The organism is Brucella haematophila (genome assembly GCF_005938105.1).
GTDB lineage: Bacteria > Pseudomonadota > Alphaproteobacteria > Rhizobiales > Rhizobiaceae > Brucella > Brucella haematophila.
Window position 1 is genome coordinate 224,414 of the sequence record NZ_VCPE01000004.1, and the last position, 19,194, is coordinate 243,607.

The following is a 19,194-nucleotide window of genomic DNA, read 5'->3' on the forward strand; positions in this document are numbered from 1 at the left end:
GGAAATCCGGGGCTATTTCTTATAATCCAGCGGCTTTTTTTAAATCATCGACTGCGCCGGGACCGGAAACGAAGACCTTGTTCCCCTTGGTGATGTTCTCACCATCGGCCGGGAACGGATACGTATAGCCACCAGCCTCGCGCACAAGGCAAATCCCCGCCATGCAATCCCATGCGCGCATAAAGGGCTCGTAGTAACCGACGAGACGCCCCGCTGCCACATAGGCAATCATCAGCGCGCCAGAACCGTTGCGAATGAACGTTCCGCCTGCTTCAAGCAGGTTTTCGACGATCTTTGCAATCGTTTGCGGGGTCACGTGATGGTTTGCGCCGATACCGGTGACGGCATTGCGAATGGTGCGTGACGGATCGAGCATCAGCGTCTTGCCGTTGAGGGTCGCGCCCTGCCCTTCGGCTGACACGTAAAGCTCATCAAAGCATGGTGCATAGATAACACCGACAACCGGTTCGCCATTCTTGAGAACCGCAATGGACACACACCAGCTCGGCATGCCGTTGACGAAGGGGCTGGTGCCATCGATGGGATCGACAACCCAGATATAGTCGGACGAACCGGCATTCATCCCGAACTCTTCGCCTAGGAATCCGTCATCGGCAAGAGCTTCCGAGACGCGGGCTCGAATAAGCTGCTCGACATCACGATCAGCGATAGACACCACATCCTGCAAGTCGCCCTTGGTTTCGATCACCAGCGTCTCGCGGCGATTGAAATAATCCAGCGCCTTGGCGCCCGCTTCCTGTGCGAGCGTCTGTGCCAGAGCCAGCCGCGTTTCTAAATCCTGTCGAGATTGCAATGTCATAACTATTTTCCAGTGAGAATCGGACGAACAAACATGCGTTGCGCCTATCTCGCGCGGATGACAAGCCTATGAAAAAGGCGGCTCTGAAGCCGCCTTTTTCAAATATTCAAACGAAGATTGATCAGCCGATCGCCATCAGGCTGGCATTGCCGCCCGCAGCCGTCGTGTTGATCGAAGTCGAGACCTCTTCCAGCAGCCAGTTGAGGCAGTAAGCGTCATCCTTTGCAGCCAGTTCTTCCGTCGATGCCGCCTGCGTGAGAACCAACGGTCCCGGCAGCCCTGCGATCTTCTGGTTGACCTCAAGAATGCGCGCGCTGTCGCCTTCCACAAGTGCGCCGGCGAAAGGCGCATCCGCCTGCCAGTCCTTGCTCCAGCTGATACGGGCAACGACACTGGCCGGAAGGTCCTTCAGGCTTACCTGCAAATTGGAAGCTGCGTCAATTGCCGCCGTGTTGCCGGTGGCAAGCACTGCCGTCAGCTGGCGATAGAGACCGATTTCGGTCTGCGGCACCAGCAGAATGCGGCCACGTGGATGCAGCGCATAGAGGTTGCGTTCGCCGACCGGACCCGGCAGCTCGATATCGAGACCAAGTGCCGAAACGCTACCGGTCTCCCGTGCAGCCTGCGCCAGATCGTTCATGCCGCGCTGACCGAGCCACTTGGCGAAATCCTTGAGCGCTGCATCGGTGTGAACCGAGCTGTGACGCGGCGGGATCGGCGCTGTATCGACCAGTCGTCCGAGATAGAGCGGACCACCCGCCTTCGGACCGGTACCGGACAGGCCGCGACCACCAAATGGCTGCACGCCGACAATCGCACCGATGACGTTGCGGTTGATATAGACGTTACCGACGCGGATGCGATCAGCGACATTGGCGATGGTTTCGTCAAGACGTGTATGCAGACCGAAAGTCAGGCCATAGCCCGTTGCGTTGATATCGTCGATCAGGCGCTCCATGTCGTCGCGCTTGTAGCGCACAACATGCAGAACCGGGCCGAACACTTCACGCTTCAGGTCGCGCAGTGTTTCGATTTCGATGATAGTCGGCGCAACATAGGTGCCCTTGGCCGTTTCCGGTCCAAGCGGAAGCTGTTCGACCTTGCGGCCAAGCTCACGCATGCCCTGAATGTGCTTTTCGATGATGCCCTTGGCTTCATCGGTGATGACCGGACCAATATCGACTTTCAGCTTGTCGGTGCGTCCGATGGACAATTCGCGCAGCGCACCCTTCAGCATGGCCAGAATACGATCGGCCACATCTTCCTGCAGGCAGAGCACACGCAGCGCCGAGCAACGCTGGCCAGCGCTGTCGAAAGCGGAAGCGATAACGTCGAAGACGACCTGTTCCGCGAGCGCCGAAGAATCAACAATCATGGCGTTCTGGCCACCGGTTTCGGCGATCAGCGGGATCGGCTTGCCATTTGGCAGCAAACGCGAAGCAAGCTGCGCCTGAATGAGACGCGCAACTTCGGTGGAGCCGGTGAACATCACACCACAGGTTTCCGGTGCTGCGACCAGTGCCGCACCGATGCGGCCATCACCCGGCAGAAGCTGAAGCGCGTCAGCCGGAATACCGGCTTCATGCAGGATGCGCACGCCCTGCGCGGCAATCAGCGGCGTTTCTTCGGCAGGCTTCGCCAGAACGGGATTGCCAGCGACAAGTGCTGCAGCAATCTGGCCGGTGAAAATAGCGAGCGGGAAGTTCCACGGGCTGATGCAGACGATAGGACCCAGCGCCTTATGAGCAACGCCAAATGTGCGGCGCGTCTGTTCGGCGTAATAACGCAGGAAGTCGATGGCTTCGCGCACTTCTGCAATGGCGTTCGGCATGGACTTGCCCGCTTCACGCATCACAAGGCCAAGCAGCTCCGGCATGTCGCGCTGCATGATGTCGGCGGCACGGTCGAGGCAGGCGGCACGCTCAGCAGGTGCAACAGCCGACCAGCTTGCAGTGGCTTTCTGTGCGACAGCCATGGCCTTGGCAACATCAGCAGCATCGATTTCCGTAACCGTGCCGACAACGTCTTCGCGATCACCCGGGTTCAGCACCGGACGGCTTGCGCCCTTCACCTTGGCGCCTGCAACCTGCGGCTCGGATGTCCAGTTGCGATCTGCCGTAGCTTCGAGCTTCTTGCTCAGCGCATCAAGCGTCACTTCGTTGGACAGGTCGAAACCGGCAGAATTCTGGCGAGCGCCATAGAGGCCTTCCGGCAGCGCAATCTGGTCATGGCGCGCACCGACAACAGCCATGGAGCGCACAACCTCGACCGGATCGGCAACGAGTTCATCGACCGACACATTTTCATCGCCAATGCGATTGACGAAGGACGAGTTTGCGCCGTTTTCGAGTAGACGGCGAACCAGATAGGCCAGCAGTGTTTCATGCGTGCCAACCGGCGCATAAATACGGGCCGGACGGCCGAGCTTGGACGGGCCGACAACTTCGTCATAAAGCGGTTCGCCCATGCCGTGCAGGCACTGGAATTCAAACTGGCCGGTTTTGAAATCCTGCCCGGCAATGTGATAGATCGTCGCCAGCGTCTGCGCATTGTGGGTCGCAAACTGCGGGAAGACGGCATCGGTTGCCGCCAGCAGCTTGCGGGCGCAGGCGATGTAGGACACGTCGGTGTGCACCTTGCGGGTATAGACCGGGAAGTCTTCCAGACCGTCCACCTGCGCGCGCTTGATTTCGGCGTCCCAATAGGCGCCCTTCACCAGACGCACCATGACGCGGCGCTTGTTACTCCGAGCCAGATCGATGATGAAATCGAGCACAAACGGGCAGCGCTTGCCATAGGCCTGCACCACGAAACCGATGCCTTCCCAATCGGCCAGATCCGGATCTTCGATCAGGCTCTGCAACAGATCGAGCGACAGTTCCAGACGGTCAGCTTCTTCGGCGTCGATGTTGAGGCCGATATTGTAGGACTTGGCAATGGCCGCAAGCGCCTTCACCTTGGGCAGCAATTCACCCATGACGCGTTCGCTCTGCGAGCGGACATAACGCGGATGCAGCGCCGAAAGCTTGATGGAAATGCCGGGGCCGTCATAGATGCCGCGACCGGCGGAAGCGCGGCCAATGGCATGAATGGCGGTTTCGTAATCCTTGTAATAACGCTCGGCGTCGGCAGCGGTGGTCGCGGCTTCGCCCAGCATATCGTAGGAATAACGGAAGCCACGTTCTTCCAGCGGCTTGGCGCGCTTCAGTGCTTCGTCGATGGTTTCGCCGGTGACGAACTGCTCGCCCATCATGCGCATGGCCATATCGACGCCACGACGAATGACCGGCTCACCGCAGCGGGCGATAAGGCGCGTCAGGGCAGCCGAAAGACCGCGATCATTGACGGTGTTGGTGAGCTTGCCGGTAACGACAAGGCCCCAGGTTGCCGCATTGACGAACAGCGAACGACCGCCGCCAATGTGGGACTTCCAGTCGCCATTGGAGATCTTGTCGCGGATGAGCGCGTCGCGGGTTGCCATGTCCGGAATACGCAGCAGCGCCTCGGCAAGGCACATCAGCGCCACGCCTTCCTGGCTCGACAGCGAATATTCATGCACCAGACCTTCAACACCGGTGCCCTTGTGCTTGGCGCGCAGCGCCTCGATCAGCTTGCGCGCCGTGGCGCGAACGGACTTGGCTGTTTCTTCCGGGAGCGTCGCCTGCTCAACCAGAGCCGTCACGCATTCCGCTTCCGAGCGACGATAGGCGCTCGTAATGATCTGACGCAGAGCGCTCTGCTCGCGGATCGGCGGCGCAAAATTCTGGAAAACCGGATTTGTGGAAGCAGGAATTTTATCAGTCATGGTGCAAGGCTCGCAAAAGAGAACAGGCCCGGGCGTAGCGCCCAGTTTACCTCTGTTTTATTTGGGTGCACACTATCATCGGCGCAAATTGCATTCTGCCTTGATTTGAACCATATAAAGGAAAATCGATCTTATTATCGTGACATATAAAGGCAAAATGAATGCGAAAAATAGAGTCTGTAGACGATCTGGATCAGTTCGACCGGCGCATTCTGGAAGTCCTGAGCGAAGACGGCAGAATTCCGGTCACCGAGCTGTCGAAAAAGGTCGGTCTTTCCAAGACGCCATGTCAGGCGCGACTGAAAAGACTGGTCGATGAAGGCTATATTCTGGGCTTTCGCGCGGCGATCGACCCGGAAAAACTCGGCATCGATCACATCGCATTCACGACCGTCAAACTGTCGGACACACGCGAGGCGGCGCTCAACGCCTTCAACACTGCCGTTCGCAAGATACGTGAGGTTGAAGAATGCCACATGATCGCAAGCTCGTTCGATTATCTTCTGAAGGTACGAACGCCCAATATCCGTCGCTACCGCGAAGTGCTGGGCGAAAAGATTTCCAGCCTGCCCAATGTGGCAAGCACATCGACCTTTGTGGTGATGGAATCCGTCAAGGATAACCGGCCGGTGAGAGTCTATCCGGGCGCAATCTAAAAAAATGGCGGGCAATGCCCGCCATTTCCATCTTCCATTGCTGGAACTGATTAGTTCAGGCCGAGCGTACCGCGCAGCGTGGACAGGTCTTCTGCCAGCGTGGTCACCGGACCGGCAAGCGCCTTGCGGTCATCTTCCGACAGCTTGTCATAGGTCTCGTAACCGTCGCCCTTCTTGTACTTGGCAAGAATATCGTCAACAGTCTTGAAGTTGGCTTCAACCTTCTTGATCAGATCAGGATTTTCCTTTTCGATCAGCGGCTTGAACAGCTCGACAATCTTCTGCGCGCCATCGACATTGGCCTTGAAATCCCAAAGGTCAGTGTGGCTGTAACGGTCTTCTTCACCGGAAATCTTGCCAGCGGCCACTTCTTCCATAAGCGCGGCTGCACCACCCACGACCTTTTCAGGCGGAACGGTCAGATCCTTGACGCGCTTCTGGAGTTCCAGAACGTCGGCATAGAGCTTGTCGGCGAAAGGAGCCAGGCCATCGGTCGTGTTCTGTGCGAACAGACCATATTCAAGGCGGTGGAAACCTGTGAAGTCGTCCGACTTCTCGCCATTTTCATGATCGTCGGCGCGGCTGTCGATGGATGCATCGAGATCAGCGAAAAGCTCGGCAATCGGCTCAATCTTTTCATAAGAGACGCGTGAAGACGGATAGAGTTCCTTGGCTTTTGCCAGATCGCCAGCCTTGATCGCATCCGTGAAAGCCTTGGTGTCCTTCACGAGAATGTCGAGGTGCTCCTGCACATAGACCTTATAGTCGGCAATCGGCTGGACCAGATCCAGCGGCGAAACCTCGGCCTTGGCAGCACCGAAGCTGAGCGAGAGCGCGACGGCGCAAGCCGATGCTAGTAATGGCAGACGATACTTCATGTTTAGCCTCTCCATGATGATCGACAGAGCGTTCCGGCCTCAACCGTTCAAAAACGCCCTGTCATCTTGTTTGTGCATTTCACCAAACAGCTTGGGGCAGTTGGGAAATGCCTCCACCTCACCCGCGGGCGTTTTGCGGCCCGCTCGCCGCAAGCAATCCACGAGCGTAATAGTCCTGATCGTCCTTCACACCCGGCAGCGCGAAGAAATACCCGCCGCCGATGGGCTTGATATATTCTTCCAGCGGCTCGCCATTGAGGCGGTTCTGGACGGTGATGAAACCTTTTTCGAGATTGGCCTGATAGGCGATGAACAGGAGCCCCATATCGAGCTGGCCCGACTTGGTGACGCCGTTGGAATAATTGAAAGGACGGCGCAGGATCAGGTTCTCATGCGCCATGGCGTCGCGCGGATTGGCCAGACGGATGTGCGAATCCATCGGCGTGACCTTGCCTTCATGATCCTTGGCGTAATCCGGCACATCGGCTTCGGTCTTGCCGTCGAACGGCGCGCCGCTATCCTTGCGACGACCGAAAATCGTCTCTTGTTCTTGCAACGGCGTGCGATCCCAGCGCTCTACCATATTGCGAATGATGCGCACCGCGACATAGCTGCCATTGGCGGCCCAATCGGGCTCGTCGCTTTCCTTCTGCACCCAGACGACCTGCTGCATCAGCTTCTTGTCGGACGCATCCGGATTGGCCGAACCATCGCGGAAACCGAGGAAGTTGCGCGCGCTTTCCTTGGCTTTCGGCGAATGCGGTGGCTGGACCGGCACAGTGCCTTCCTGCTTCCAGCGCACCATCAGCAAGTCCGGCATGTTCTTCATGATGTCGCGCAGCGCGTGAATATTGGTGTCCGGCGTATTGGAGCAGAACTGGATCATCAGATCGCCATGGCAGATGTCTTTCTGCAAGGCGTCGTTTGGAAAGCCTGTCATGCGCTGCAGCAGCTTGGGCTTCATCGGCTTCAGACCAAACCGGTCATCGAATAACGAGTGGCCGAGCGCGATCGTAACGGTCAGATTGTCCGGCGTCACGGTCGGGCCAAGAATGCCTGAATCCGATGGCGGAAACTTCGCGTCAAGCTGCTGCGGCTCGCCGCCCTTCATCAGAAAGGCTGCGCGCTCGGTCAAAAGCTTGAACATGCGTTCGAGTTCGCCGCGATCCCGCGCCAGAACGTCGAAGGCCGCAACCAGACCGGCCGCCGGGCGTGCATTGACAATGCCCGGCTGGTGAACGCCATGGAACGGCTGGCTTTCGTGAATTTTGTCGCTTTCCGGCGCATTGGTCACGCTGTCGGAAGACAGCGCATGGGCCGGTTGCGGGTTCAACACGCCCGCCACGGCACCGGCAACGCCGGTTGCCCCGGCGCCAAGCAGCAATGCACGGCGTGAAGGTGAAACAGGATTATCAGTTTTCAAAAATTTCTTGGTCATTAATCCACTCCCAATTGATCGCGGAGTTTAGAGAATTGGGCGGCGAGCGAAGCTGCGCCGTCCTTGATCTTCGCCTTTTCATCAGACGAGAGATTGTCGTAGGCCTTGAAACCATTGCCTTCGGTATTGGCGCTCAAAAGAGCCTTCACCGCAGCCAGTTCCTTGTCGATGCCTTCAAATGCCTTCGCATCGACCTTGTCCACGATGGGACGCAATACATCAGCCGTCTTGGCCGCACCTTCGATGAGACCGGCAAAGGCTTGCAGGTCGGTATGGGCATAGCGGTCTTCACCTGTATCGCCTGCCGTGGAGGCGAAGCGATCAAGCGCCGATGCGGTGCCTGCGAGCATACGATCCGGCGAGATACGCAGGGCGCGAATACGCTCCTTCAGCGCACCGGCATCCTGTGCCAGCTTGTCCGCGACCGGGGCCATTCCGTCAGCTGATTTCTGCTCGAACAGGCCATATTCGATACGATGCAGGCCGCCGAAGGCGGGATCCTGCTCACGCTTTTCGAAATAATCCGCACGGGCATTGATGGCCGTATCGAGATCGGAGAACGCTTCCGAAACAGGCGCAATGCGGGCATAGGCAGCGCGAGCCGGACCATAGGCAGCCTGCGCGGTTTCCAGATTGCCGCTGGCAACCGCAGCCGACAGATCGCCGGTCGCCTTCTGGAATTCCGCCACTTCGGTTGCGAGATAAATCTGATATTCCGCCAGCGCGCCGATGAAGGCGGTCAGCGGCAGCTTCTTGCCCTTTTCGGCATCGCTTGCGGCGGATGGCGTCACCGTCAGCTTGCCACGCGGATTGGACAACAGACCACAGGTAATCTGATATTCGCCGGGAGCAAGCTTTGCCGTAATGGTCTGCTTGAAACCGGGCGCAATATTTTCGCGCTCTTCCAGCACCATGACGCCATCGAGAATTTCCCATTCGACGGTGCGGTCAGACTTATTGATGATCTCGAACACCGAGCGGCCAGCGGGAACGGTCAGCTCGTTCGGCTCACAACTTTTCGCATTGATCGCCACCTGAATCTTGCCTTCGGCATCCGCATGGCGCGCCTTGTCCGAAACGCGCGAGGCGTAATAGAAGGCTGCGCCTGCCGCCACGAGCAGCAGCACGGCCAGGACCAGTCCGATGCGAACCAGATTGCGGGAAAACGGTTCGGTGGCTTTTGGATTCGTCATGAAAATCTCGTTGACTAGGCGCTATGCTTGGCCTGCGCACCCTGAACGGGCGCAGACGGCGGCATCAGGAAAAGGATGAGGGCCGGGACAAGGAAGGCCACATAGGCCACAACTTCACTCACGGTCGGTGTGGCGATGTAGCCGAAGATACCGGCCAGAACCGAACCAAGCGTGCTGTCGAGCGGCAGAACATCGCTGGCATCAAAGACGACCGTCTGGAAATGATTCCAGAGACCAGCCTCATGCAGGGCCATCACCGAATTGGCCAGAATACCAGCGGCGATGATCAGGATGAAAACGCCCGTCCAGCGGAAGAAACGGCGCAGATTGAGCCTCAACCCACCCTTGTAGATGCAATAGCCAACAGCGGCAGCAAGCAGCACACCCAGCAAAGCGCCAAGCGGCGCTGCAGGTCCTTCGCTTTGCTGGAATGCGGCCAGCAGGAAGAAGACCGACTCCAACCCCTCACGCGCAACGGCGAAAAACACCATCAGGATAAGGCCGACACCTTTATGCGTCGGCGTTTCGAAAGCCGCATCGATGGAATGGTGCAGCTCGGACTTGATGGACCGCGCCGCCTTGCGCATCCAGAACACCATGGAGGTCAGCACGAAAACGGCGATCAATCCAATGGTGGCCTCAAAAAGCTCCTGCGCCTTTTGCGGAAACTCCGCGCTCAGAATTTGCAAGATCGCGCCAACGGTGAGTGACATGGCAAGCGCCAGCAGAATGCCGATCCAGACAACTGGCATCCAGGCGCTGCGTCCCGTCTGATGCAGATAGCTCGCGATGATGCCAACGATCAGCGCTGCTTCCACGCCTTCGCGGAACATGATGAGAAACGGTACGAGCATTTCGATCTATCCAAACAGACAGAGAAACCGGCCCGCCCCTTTTAATCAGTTCTCGGGTAAGTTCTCGATCAGCCTAAGGCTTCTTCAATGAATGCGCTGCACGACCGGCCGGGCGCACAAAGCACGCACTTAACTTTTCAATCCACGCATCGTGCTTACAAAAAATCGCGCTCGATTTAAGTGCCGACGGTTGGTCACCTTTTATAAGTAGCTCGCGCCCACTGCAAGACAAATGAACATGACTATGATAGGAATGTTTTAGAATTATTCTAATGATTTCATGCGTTTATGGGAGCAAATAAGGCAAGCCTGACAAAATACGGACGTTTGATCCACCCCGACTCATGGGCTATCCTACGGAAAAGATTTTGTATTTTAGCAATCGCAACCTGATCCGAAATGAAACACAACCCATGTTTGCATCGTTAGCCGCGACCATAAACGGGTGAAAAAGTTCATAATCTTCCGAAATCGTCAAAAAAAAGCGCCTAAGGGGTTGAACAATGGGGCCAACTGATCCATATCGGGGTTACTTACCGCTGTGCCTCCTCCCATTGCGCGCGGTAAGTGTTCCCCTCTGGAGGTTTGCCCAAGTGGCACCTTCATAACTAAGCCGGACTTCTTAGTCCGGCTCTTTTTTTATCTAAAACCAAGTTGTGGCCATCTATTGTAGAGCAAGACAAAGGACTTGTTCTTCAAAACGACTGTCAGCTTCATTCAAATCCGAGCATTTGAACCCACAAAGTTTCTTACAAACATAGAAGATATGAACCAGGGCCAAAGATAGCTGATGGCCAGCAGACTGACGCACAATCCTTCGTATGCGAAAGCGCACATGCTGCTGCATAGCTTTGGCTCGATACCATTGTTCCGGCCGATATGATCAATGCTGCGAGAATGGTCTTCTTCATGGCTTCCTCCTGTTGGTTACATGCCAGTTGTCTGGCACAGTAAACATACGCCTTCCCTCTGTTACGCACATGTCCAACAACGGTGGGGCAATCCCTTAAGGGCAAAGAAAAAGCGCCGCGTTTCCGCGGCGCTTTCGTATTTTCAATCGCCAGACTGGCAATCAACCATAGGCTGCAACTGGCGGGCAGGAGCAGATGAGGTTTCTGTCGCCGCCGACATTATCCACGCGGCTGACTGGCGGCCAGTATTTTGCCGTCGCGTCGAATTCACCGCCAAGGGCAATGGCCGGGAAAACCGCTTCCTCACGGGTGTAAGGATGCGTCCATTCGCTGGCCAGCGTATCACCTGCCGTATGCGGTGCATTGGCGAGCGGATTGTCATCCTGCGGCCAGACACCATCGGCAATTTTCTTCGCCTCGCCTGCAATGGCGATCATCGCGTCGCAGAGACGGTCGATTTCCGACTTCGGCTCGGATTCCGTCGGCTCGATCATCAGCGTACCTGCGACCGGCCACGACATGGTCGGTGCGTGGAAACCGTAGTCGATGAGGCGCTTGGCCACGTCTTCCACGGTCACGCCCGCGCTATCTTTCAGAACACGCGTATCCACGATGCACTCATGCGCCACGCGATCATGCGCGCCCGTGTAAAGGATCGGATAAGCGTCCTTCAAACGATGCGCGATATAGTTGGCGTTGAGGATCGCAGCTTCGGTTGCCTTTTTCAGACCCGCGCCACCCATCATGCGGATATACATCCACGTGATGACCAGAATGGACGCGCTGCCGAACGGTGCAGCCGAAACGGCGTGCTTGGAACCAAGGTCGACATGACCCGGCAGATAAGGCACCAGATGCTTTGCAACGCCAATCGGACCGACACCTGGACCACCGCCGCCATGCGGAATGCAGAAGGTCTTGTGCAGGTTCATGTGACAGACATCGGCGCCGATGTCGCAAGGGCGCGCAAGGCCGACGAGCGCATTGAGGTTTGCGCCGTCGAAATAGACCTGACCGCCATTATCATGGACGATTTCGCAGAAAGCCTTGATGCCTTCTTCGAACACGCCATAGGTCGACGGATAGGTGATCATGAAGGCGGCGAGATTATCGCGGTGCTTCTCGGCCTTGGCCTTGAGATCGTCGATATCGATATCACCATCCGGACGGCAATTGACCACGACAACGCTCATGCCTGCCATCGAGGCGCTGGCCGGATTGGTGCCATGCGCCGACGACGGGATCAGGCAGATGTTGCGATGACCTTCGCCACGTGACTGGTGATAATGGCGGATGGCCAAGAGACCGGCATACTCGCCCTGGCTGCCTGCATTTGGCTGCAGCGAAACACCCGCAAAGCCGGTGATTTCGCAAAGCCATGCTTCGACATCAGCCGTCATCTTCGCATAGCCTTCGGTCTGTGCCGCAGGTGCAAAGGGATGCAGATTGGCCACCGTGTTCCAGCTCACCGGCATCATTTCTGCCGCCGCATTGAGCTTCATGGTGCAGGAACCGAGCGGGATCATCGCGCGGTCAAGCGCCAGATCCTTGTCGGCCAGACGACGCAGGAAGCGCATCATCTCGGTTTCCGAACGGTGCGAATGGAATACATCCTGCGTCAGGAAGCCTTCACCGCGCGCGTCGCCCGGAACGAGAACCGCGTCACCTTCGACAGCCTTCGCGCCGAACAGAACAGCCAGTGCGGCCAGATCGTCTTCGGTCGAGGTTTCATCGAAAGTCACGCCAACCGTGTCGGCATCGATAACACGCAGCAGACGACCGCCCTTGTCGGCTTCGTCGGCGATTTTCGCAGCCTTGCCAGCCACCTTGACCGAAACCGTATCGAACAGGCTGTCACCGGCGATTTCGACGCCAGCGGCCTTGAGGCCAGCGGCAAAGCGGGCAGCAAGACCGGCAATGCGCGTTGCAATTACCTGCAAGCCTGCCGGACCATGCCAGATGGCATAGGACACCGCCATATTGGCGAGCAGCGCCTGCGCGGTGCAGATGTTCGAAGTCGCCTTGTCGCGACGGATATGCTGTTCGCGGGTCTGGAGCGCCAAACGATAGGCTGCGCGGCCATGCGCATCGACCGACTGGCCGACGATGCGGCCCGGAATGATGCGGGTGAGCGGCTCGGACACAGCGAGATAAGCGGCATGTGGGCCGCCAAAGCCCATCGGCACGCCGTAACGCTGCATGGAACCGACAGCCATGTCGGCGCCCCACTTGGCAGGTGCTTCCATGATGGTCAGCGCCAGCGGATCAGCAACGGCGATAACCAGCGCGCCCTTGGCTTTTGCATCGGCAATAACGCCGGAGAAGTCGCCATAAACGCCCCTGGTATCCGGCCACGGCACGATGACCGCAGCGGTGTTGTCGTCAACAGTGCTGCCAGCTTCAACCAGCCAGCCGAGTGGCTCGGCGCGCGTATTGACGACGTCGACGGTCTGCGGATGCAGATCGCCCGCCAGAAGCACGCGGCTGCGCTTGTCGCGGTGATGACGGCAGGCAACGCCGACAGCTTCCGCAACAGCCGTCGCTTCATCCAGCAGCGAAGCGCATGCCACCGGCAGGCCAGTCAGTTCGGCAACCAGCGTCTGGAAATGGAACAGCAGTTCCAGACGTCCCTGGCTGATTTCCGACTGGTACGGCGTATAAGCCGTGTACCAGGCCGGATTTTCAAACAGGTTGCGCTGGATCACCGGCGGCGTGTGCACACCATGATAGCCCGCACCGATGAAGCTCTTCTTCACCACGTTACGGCCCATGATTTCATTCAGTTCGGCCAGTGCCGCATGTTCGCTCAAAGGCGCTGGCAGATCCAGCGCACGGTTGAGGCGAATGGACGCCGGAACAGCCTGCGTGATGAGGGTTTCCATCGAAGGAAGGCCGAGCGCGGCCAGCATGGCGCGCTCGTCTTCAACTCTTGGCCCGATATGACGGGCAACAAAGGGAAGAACCTGCTGGGTCATCGCTTTATCCTACCAGTGCGTCGTAACCGGCCTTGTCGAGGAGACCGGAAAGCTGGCCTTCATCCGAAAGCTTCAGCTTGAACAGCCAGCCTTCGCCTTCGGCAGCCTGATTGATCAGAGCCGGATCGGACGATACGGCTTCATTGACTTCCACCACTTCGCCGTCAACCGGCGCATAAACGTCGGAAGCGGCCTTGACCGATTCCACAACCACGATGCCCTCGCCCTTGGAGGCGGTGCGGCCGACTTCCGGCAGCTCGACGAAAACGAGGTCGCCCAGCTGTTCCTGTGCGTGGATCGTAATGCCGACAGTGGCGACGCCGTTTTCGACGCTGATCCACTCGTGATCTTCGGTGAACAGGATTTTGGCCATGGAAATTATCCTTTGCGATAGCGATGCGGTGTGAAGGGAAGCGCCGAAACGTCAACGGGAACCTTGTTGCCGCGAACGTCAGCGAAAACACGTGTGCCGGGGGTGGCGAGGCTAGCCTCGACATAGCCCATGGCAACCGGGAAACCAGCGGAAGGACCGAAACCGCCCGATGTGACCGTGCCGATCTGGCGGCCGCTTTCATCGAACAGGTCTGCGCCGCCGCGTACCGGTTGGCGGCCTTCCGGCTTGAGGCCGACGCGCTTGGCGCTCGCACCCTTGGCAATAGTATCAAGCACCGGCTTCGCGCCGTTGAAGGCAGCCTTCTCGCGCACAGGCTTGGTGATCGCCCAGGTCAGACCAGCGGAAACCGGGTCGGTTTCCGGCGTAATGTCCTGACCGTGCAGGCAAAGTCCGGCTTCAAGGCGTAAGCTGTCGCGGGCGGCAAGACCGATCCATGCAACGCGCTCGTCGGCGAGAAGCTTGGTTGCCAGCGCACGCGCCTCATCGGCAGGCAGGCCGATTTCAAAACCGTCTTCGCCAGTATAGCCCGAGCGGGTCATGAACCAGCCCTGCTTGGGCTCAAAGCCGCTCATGAAGGCCAGATCGGCAGCGCCGGCCAGACCGGCATCGACGATAACGCTTTCGGCTTCCGGGCCCTGAATGGCAAGGAACACGCGGTCGAGCGGATTGACCGTGACCTGCTTGCCGGATGCGGCTTCATTGAGATGCTCGATATCGGCATCGGCATTGCCTGCATTGGCGACGACCATGAAGCGGTCTTCGCCGAGGCGCGTGACGATGAGATCGTCAAGAATGCCGCCCTTATCATTGAGGAAGAAAGTATATTTCGACTGGCCGGTCTTCAGTACCGTCGGATCGAGCGGGCAGGTTTCCGCCAGAAGTGCCGCAGCATCACTGCCGGAAACTTCGACCAGTTTCATGTGGGAAATGTCGAAAAGGCCCGTATGGTCACGCGTATGAAGATGCTCCTTCATGACGCCCAGCGGATAGGTGATCGGCATGTTCCAGCCTGCAAAGCCGCCGAAGCGCGCGCCAGCCTGTTCATGCAAATCCTGCAAAGGCAGGGTATTCAAATGTGCGGTATCGCCCATAACAACTCCAGAGTCGCACGTGTGCCTTCCGCAAAATGCGGTAGCTTCGTGCCCCTCTGTCTCAGGCCTGAGAGACTCGCATAGCAAAGCGCTATACTTACACCTTCGGCGCGGAGTTTCCCCCGACTTTCCAGAGTTGTCTTACCCGTCTGCGGTTCCTTGTACCTGAGAGATTTCGGGCGATTTCCCCTTCGGCGGCCAATTGGCGCTCTCCCGCAGACAGACAGTGAAAAAGCATTTGTAAAACGCATGCTTCGGCACCCGACACAAATCCCTTAGCTCAATCCGCTTTGGGAGTCATGTAGAATTGTGGTCTTCAACCGACAAATTCCAGAACTTTTGCGACAAAACTTGAGCCGCCTCGCCAACCACCCGAGGATTGGCCGTCATACATGTATAAATCGGAGATTTTCACTAGCTATGCGGAAAATGATAGCGATGGAGGCCGCTCAGACTCTCAAAAATGGTGATTTGGCCATGGAGAACGGCAATTGTGATAACATAATGACCGATCTGCGTAAAAAACATGCAATCTCCAAGCTTAATTGCACATCAGCTATGCAAATCTGGCTCTCCTTTTTCAGAACGCACAAGCCTATATGCTGTTTGCAACACAGAGAGATAGATTTTACTAGGTGAGAGAAATGAACCTGATCCGCTCGTACAACAACTGGCGCCGTTACCGTACAACCGTAAACGAACTGAGCCGCCTGAGCCCACGTGAACTGAACGACCTCGGCATCCTGCCTTCGGAAATTCCGTTCGTCGCACGCAAGGCTGCTGCTCGCTAATCAGCGGGAAAAGCGCCACCAGAAGGCATCAGCCTTCTTTCAGGATCGCGACCTCATAACTGCGCGGTCCTTATGGTTTCCAGAGCATTCAATTGCTCAAACAAGTTATCGCCGGGGTTTCCTCCTCCCATTTTTCCCTGGCGATCAAAAGACCGGACGTCCTCCTCCCCCATTGTCCGGTCTTCCCCATAAGCACCCGTCGCTCCTCCCGCGACGGGTGTTTTTGTTTGTACTGACCGCTTGGATGGCCGGTCAGCCTTCCTGCGAGGCAAGCGTCGTCGCCGTTCCCCGGTCCAGCAGCATCGAAATTCCGAACACGACCAGACCAGCCAGAGCCAACAGCGCGCCGACCGTACCGGTCGATGTCCAGCCATAGCCCCATGCAATCGCCAGACCGCCAAGCCATGCGCCGAGTGCGTTGGCGAGATTAAGCGCTGAATGGTTAAGCGCCGCTGCAAGCGTCTGTGCATCGGCGGCCACGTCCATCAGACGGGTTTGTAGTGCAGGCACCAGCGCAAAGCCGCCACCGACCAGAAGCACATTGAGGAAAGCAGTGAGCGGATGCTGCATTAGCAGCGGGAATGCCAGCATCACCGCCATGTCGTAAAGCAGCACGATCCCGACGGTTCCCATGACGGAACGGTCAGTCAGCCGGGAGCCAACAATATTGCCCAGCACCATGCCGAGACCGAACATGACGAAGACCAGCGGCATCCATTTCACATCGATATGCGAAACCTCCGTCACGGTGGCGGCGACATATGAAAAGACGGAAAACAGCCCACCGGTGCCAATAGCGCCAATGGCAAGCGTGAGCAGCACCTGCCTGCGGCGCAGCGCGCCCAGTTCACGCAGCGGCGACGCGCCTTCAGCAGCGGGCAGCCTGGGCACATAAAGCGTCACCATCACCATGGTCAGAATGGCAATCAGGCCAACAGAGCCGAACATGGCGCGCCACCCGGCCACCTGCCCCAGCCATGTCGCCAGTGGCGTGCCGCACAGTGTGGCAATCGTCAGACCCATCATCACACGCCCTACCGCCTGCGCGCGCTTGCCCGGCTCGGCCAGCGATGCGGCAACCAGCGATGCAACGCCGAAATAAGCGCCATGCGGAAAGCCTGCGATGAAGCGCATCATATAAAGACTGGAATAGTCCTGCATGAAAGCGCTGGCGAGATTGCCAAAGGCAAACAGGCCCATCAGCAGGAAAAGCAGCTTGCGGCGGTCCAGCTTGGCACCGATAACCGCCAGAACCGGCGCGCCAATCAGCACACCCAGCGCATAGGAACTGATGAGATGCCCGCCCTGCGGGATCGAAACATTGAGATCGCGGGCAATATCCGGCAAAAGCGCCATGATGGCGAATTCACCGGTGCCGATGCCGAAACCGCCAATGGCAAGCGCGAGTTCCGCCATACGCTCGGACGAGCGTGGCGAAGGTTCCCGCATCGCAGCGGAAGACTGAAATTCTGACATGAACAGGCCTGAAGGGAGCGTAGGTTGTCTCGCACACCTACCACCCATTTCAGGCAAAGGCGATACGCCTTCTTGTCACGCGTAAAGAATCAGAGCGCAGCCCGAAAAGTGCGAAGCGGTTTTCGGATAAGATGCGCAGTAGATCAACCAGCAGCCACAACTTCGATTTCGACCTTGAATTCCTCGCGGGTAAAGCCGGAAACGATCATCAATGTCGAGGCGGGCGCTGGCTGCGGAAACAGCCGGTCGCGCACGTCCATATAAGGACGCATGTGGGCGCGATCCGTGACATAGGCGTTGATGCGCACGACATTGGAAAGCTCCATGCCGCCATCGCGCAGGATGCGGCGGATATTCTCGAAGCAAAGCTCTGCCTGCGCGCCTGCATCTTCCGGCACGCTTCCATCCGGCGCAATGCCAAGCTGGCCGGAGCAGAACACCAGTTCGGCACCGGCTTTCACCTTCACGCCATGGCTATAGGCAGCAAAGGGTGCTGCCATGTCGGCGGGTAGCAAATGTTGCAAAGTGCTCATCGAATATTCCTTATGATTTGGGCGCGCTGGCCAGAAGTTCCTTCAAACGGGGCGCACCCGCGGCAATATCGGCTTCCGTGGGGTTGATTCCGGCAGCCAGCAGGCGACGGGCGATCATATGATCCGCCGGACGATTGATGGAATCGACCGCAACCAGCCTGTCACCGGCAAAATGGAAAACCGAGAAGGCATTATCGTCGGGATTGCCCGACAGAATATGACGGTCGGCTTCAAACGACAGGCCTGCCGTCTGAAGCTTCATGTCGCCCTGATCGGACCAGAACCAAGCCACTTCGCGGAACGGCGTGGCGCGACCGACAATGCTGCGGGCCACATGCTTTGCCTGATCGGTCGCGTTCTGTACCGATTCCAGCCGCACGCGACGACCGGCATGGAAATGATCGTAGCTCACACAATCGCCGATGGCGTAAACATGGTCCGCAGATGTGCGCATATGGTCGTTCACGACAATGCCATTGTCGATAATAAGACCTGCGGCAGCGGCAAGCTCCACATTTGGCAGCGCGCCCGTGCCAATCACCACAATATCCGCCGGGAACACGGTTCCATCGCTGGCCTTCACGCCCGTTACACGACCGTTTTCGCCCTCAATTGCCATCACACCGAGCCCGGTATGCAGCGTGATACCGACGGCGCGGCTGCGCGTTTCGACATGTGCGGAGATTTGCGTCGCGACCGAGCGACCGAGAACACGCGGGGCCGCTTCGATCAACACGGTGTTTTTGCCGAGCGCCAGCGCGCTATGCGCCATTTCAAGCCCGATAAATCCGCCGCCGATGATCACAACATTGCTGATCGTCGGCATCAGATCGGCAATGCGACGCGCATCTTCCATCCGGCGCAGCGTGACCACGCCGTCAAGATCGATACCCGGCATATCAGGAATGCGCGCGCGGGCACCGGTCGCAAAGACCAGATCGGACCAGTTCAGCACGCGACCATCATCGAGGGTCACCGTGCGCTCGGTCAGCGATACGCCCTCGACCCGATGCCCGAACAGCATCTCGATATTATTGTCGCGATAGGCGCTTTCCGGACGCAGCACCAGGCCGCCATGCTCCGGCGCTTTGAGATAAGACTTGGAAAGCGGCGGCTTATGATAGGGAATATCCGCCTCATCGTTGATGAGGACAATGTCTCCGGCATAGCCTTCCTGACGAAGGCTGATTGCGGCCTGCGAGCCCGCATGGCCCGCGCCTATAATAATGCATCTCTCGTCCATAGGACCTCCGGAAATTTCCGCGCATCATAGTCATGTGCCGGTCTCTCGCGTGGCGCATCTACCACGGATTCACATCTTAATTGCACGCCGCTCGCGATTTTTAAACATTTAGTTTGACCAATCGGTCAGATTGTTT

14 protein-coding genes and 1 riboswitch are annotated in these 19,194 nt (G+C 57.8%); of the genes, 2 read left to right on the forward strand and 12 right to left on the reverse strand.

Features of this window, described 5'->3' with window-relative positions:
- Positions 1-19: 19 nt before the first annotated feature.
- Positions 20-820: an inositol monophosphatase family protein gene (locus tag FGI60_RS08605; protein WP_138784829.1), complete on the reverse strand. Its 801-nt coding sequence runs from the start codon at positions 818-820 to the stop codon at positions 20-22.
- A gap of 121 nt (positions 821-941) precedes the next feature.
- A complete protein-coding gene (putA, locus tag FGI60_RS08610) occupies positions 942-4,625 on the reverse strand; it encodes a trifunctional transcriptional regulator/proline dehydrogenase/L-glutamate gamma-semialdehyde dehydrogenase (RefSeq protein ID WP_138784830.1) in 3,684 nt (1,227 codons plus the stop codon).
- 161 nt (positions 4,626-4,786) lie between these two features.
- Between putA and FGI60_RS08615 the strand changes: the two genes are divergently transcribed.
- A complete protein-coding gene (locus FGI60_RS08615) occupies positions 4,787-5,281 on the forward strand; it encodes an Lrp/AsnC family transcriptional regulator (protein ID WP_078336797.1) in 495 nt (164 codons plus the stop codon).
- A 50-nt stretch (positions 5,282-5,331) separates the two neighbouring features.
- Here FGI60_RS08615 and efeO (FGI60_RS08620) read toward each other — a convergent pair whose 3' ends face one another.
- The 7 genes from efeO (FGI60_RS08620) to gcvT form a co-directional block, all read right to left on the reverse strand.
- Positions 5,332-6,159 carry an iron uptake system protein EfeO gene (gene efeO, locus FGI60_RS08620; RefSeq protein ID WP_078336796.1) on the reverse strand — a complete coding sequence of 276 codons (828 nt, stop codon included), beginning with the start codon at positions 6,157-6,159 and terminating at the stop codon, positions 5,332-5,334.
- 118 nt (positions 6,160-6,277) lie between these two features.
- Positions 6,278-7,597, reverse strand: coding sequence for an iron uptake transporter deferrochelatase/peroxidase subunit (gene efeB, locus FGI60_RS08625; RefSeq protein WP_138784831.1), 1,320 nt, complete (start codon positions 7,595-7,597; stop codon positions 6,278-6,280).
- Positions 7,597-8,790 (reverse strand): iron uptake system protein EfeO, encoded by a 1,194-nt coding sequence (efeO, locus tag FGI60_RS08630; RefSeq protein WP_138784832.1) that lies wholly within the window; start codon positions 8,788-8,790, stop codon positions 7,597-7,599. Before efeO (FGI60_RS08630) ends, efeB begins: the two co-directional genes overlap by 1 nt.
- Positions 8,791-8,804: 14 nt before the next feature.
- Positions 8,805-9,644 (reverse strand): iron uptake transporter permease EfeU, encoded by an 840-nt coding sequence (gene efeU, locus FGI60_RS08635; protein ID WP_138784833.1) that lies wholly within the window; start codon positions 9,642-9,644, stop codon positions 8,805-8,807.
- A 1,072-nt stretch (positions 9,645-10,716) separates the two neighbouring features.
- A complete protein-coding gene (gene gcvP, locus FGI60_RS08640; RefSeq protein WP_138784834.1) occupies positions 10,717-13,530 on the reverse strand; it encodes an aminomethyl-transferring glycine dehydrogenase in 2,814 nt (937 codons plus the stop codon).
- Between the two features lie 4 nt (positions 13,531-13,534).
- Complete coding sequence (gene gcvH / locus FGI60_RS08645; RefSeq protein ID WP_138784835.1) at positions 13,535-13,903, reverse strand: glycine cleavage system protein GcvH; 369 nt, start codon at positions 13,901-13,903, stop codon at positions 13,535-13,537.
- A gap of 5 nt (positions 13,904-13,908) precedes the next feature.
- A complete protein-coding gene (gene gcvT / locus FGI60_RS08650) occupies positions 13,909-15,015 on the reverse strand; it encodes a glycine cleavage system aminomethyltransferase GcvT (protein ID WP_138784836.1) in 1,107 nt (368 codons plus the stop codon).
- A 142-nt stretch (positions 15,016-15,157) separates the two neighbouring features.
- A riboswitch (glycine riboswitch) is annotated at positions 15,158-15,241 on the reverse strand.
- A gap of 418 nt (positions 15,242-15,659) precedes the next feature.
- On the opposite strand from gcvT, the gene FGI60_RS08655 reads away from it, so the two are divergent.
- A complete protein-coding gene (locus tag FGI60_RS08655; RefSeq protein WP_078336788.1) occupies positions 15,660-15,806 on the forward strand; it encodes a DUF1127 domain-containing protein in 147 nt (48 codons plus the stop codon).
- 252 nt (positions 15,807-16,058) lie between these two features.
- On the opposite strand, the gene FGI60_RS08660 is transcribed toward FGI60_RS08655, so the two are convergent.
- From FGI60_RS08660 to FGI60_RS08670, 3 genes are all read right to left on the reverse strand, one after another.
- Entirely contained in the window at positions 16,059-17,282 is a 1,224-nt protein-coding gene (locus FGI60_RS08660; protein WP_078336787.1) for an MFS transporter, read from the reverse strand.
- Positions 17,283-17,425: 143 nt separating this feature from the next.
- Positions 17,426-17,815 (reverse strand): RidA family protein, encoded by a 390-nt coding sequence (locus FGI60_RS08665; protein ID WP_138784837.1) that lies wholly within the window; start codon positions 17,813-17,815, stop codon positions 17,426-17,428.
- A gap of 10 nt (positions 17,816-17,825) precedes the next feature.
- On the reverse strand, positions 17,826-19,058 hold the full coding sequence (locus FGI60_RS08670) for an NAD(P)/FAD-dependent oxidoreductase (RefSeq protein WP_138784838.1): 1,233 nt from the start codon (positions 19,056-19,058) through the stop codon (positions 17,826-17,828).
- Between the last annotated feature and the right edge of the window lie 136 nt (positions 19,059-19,194).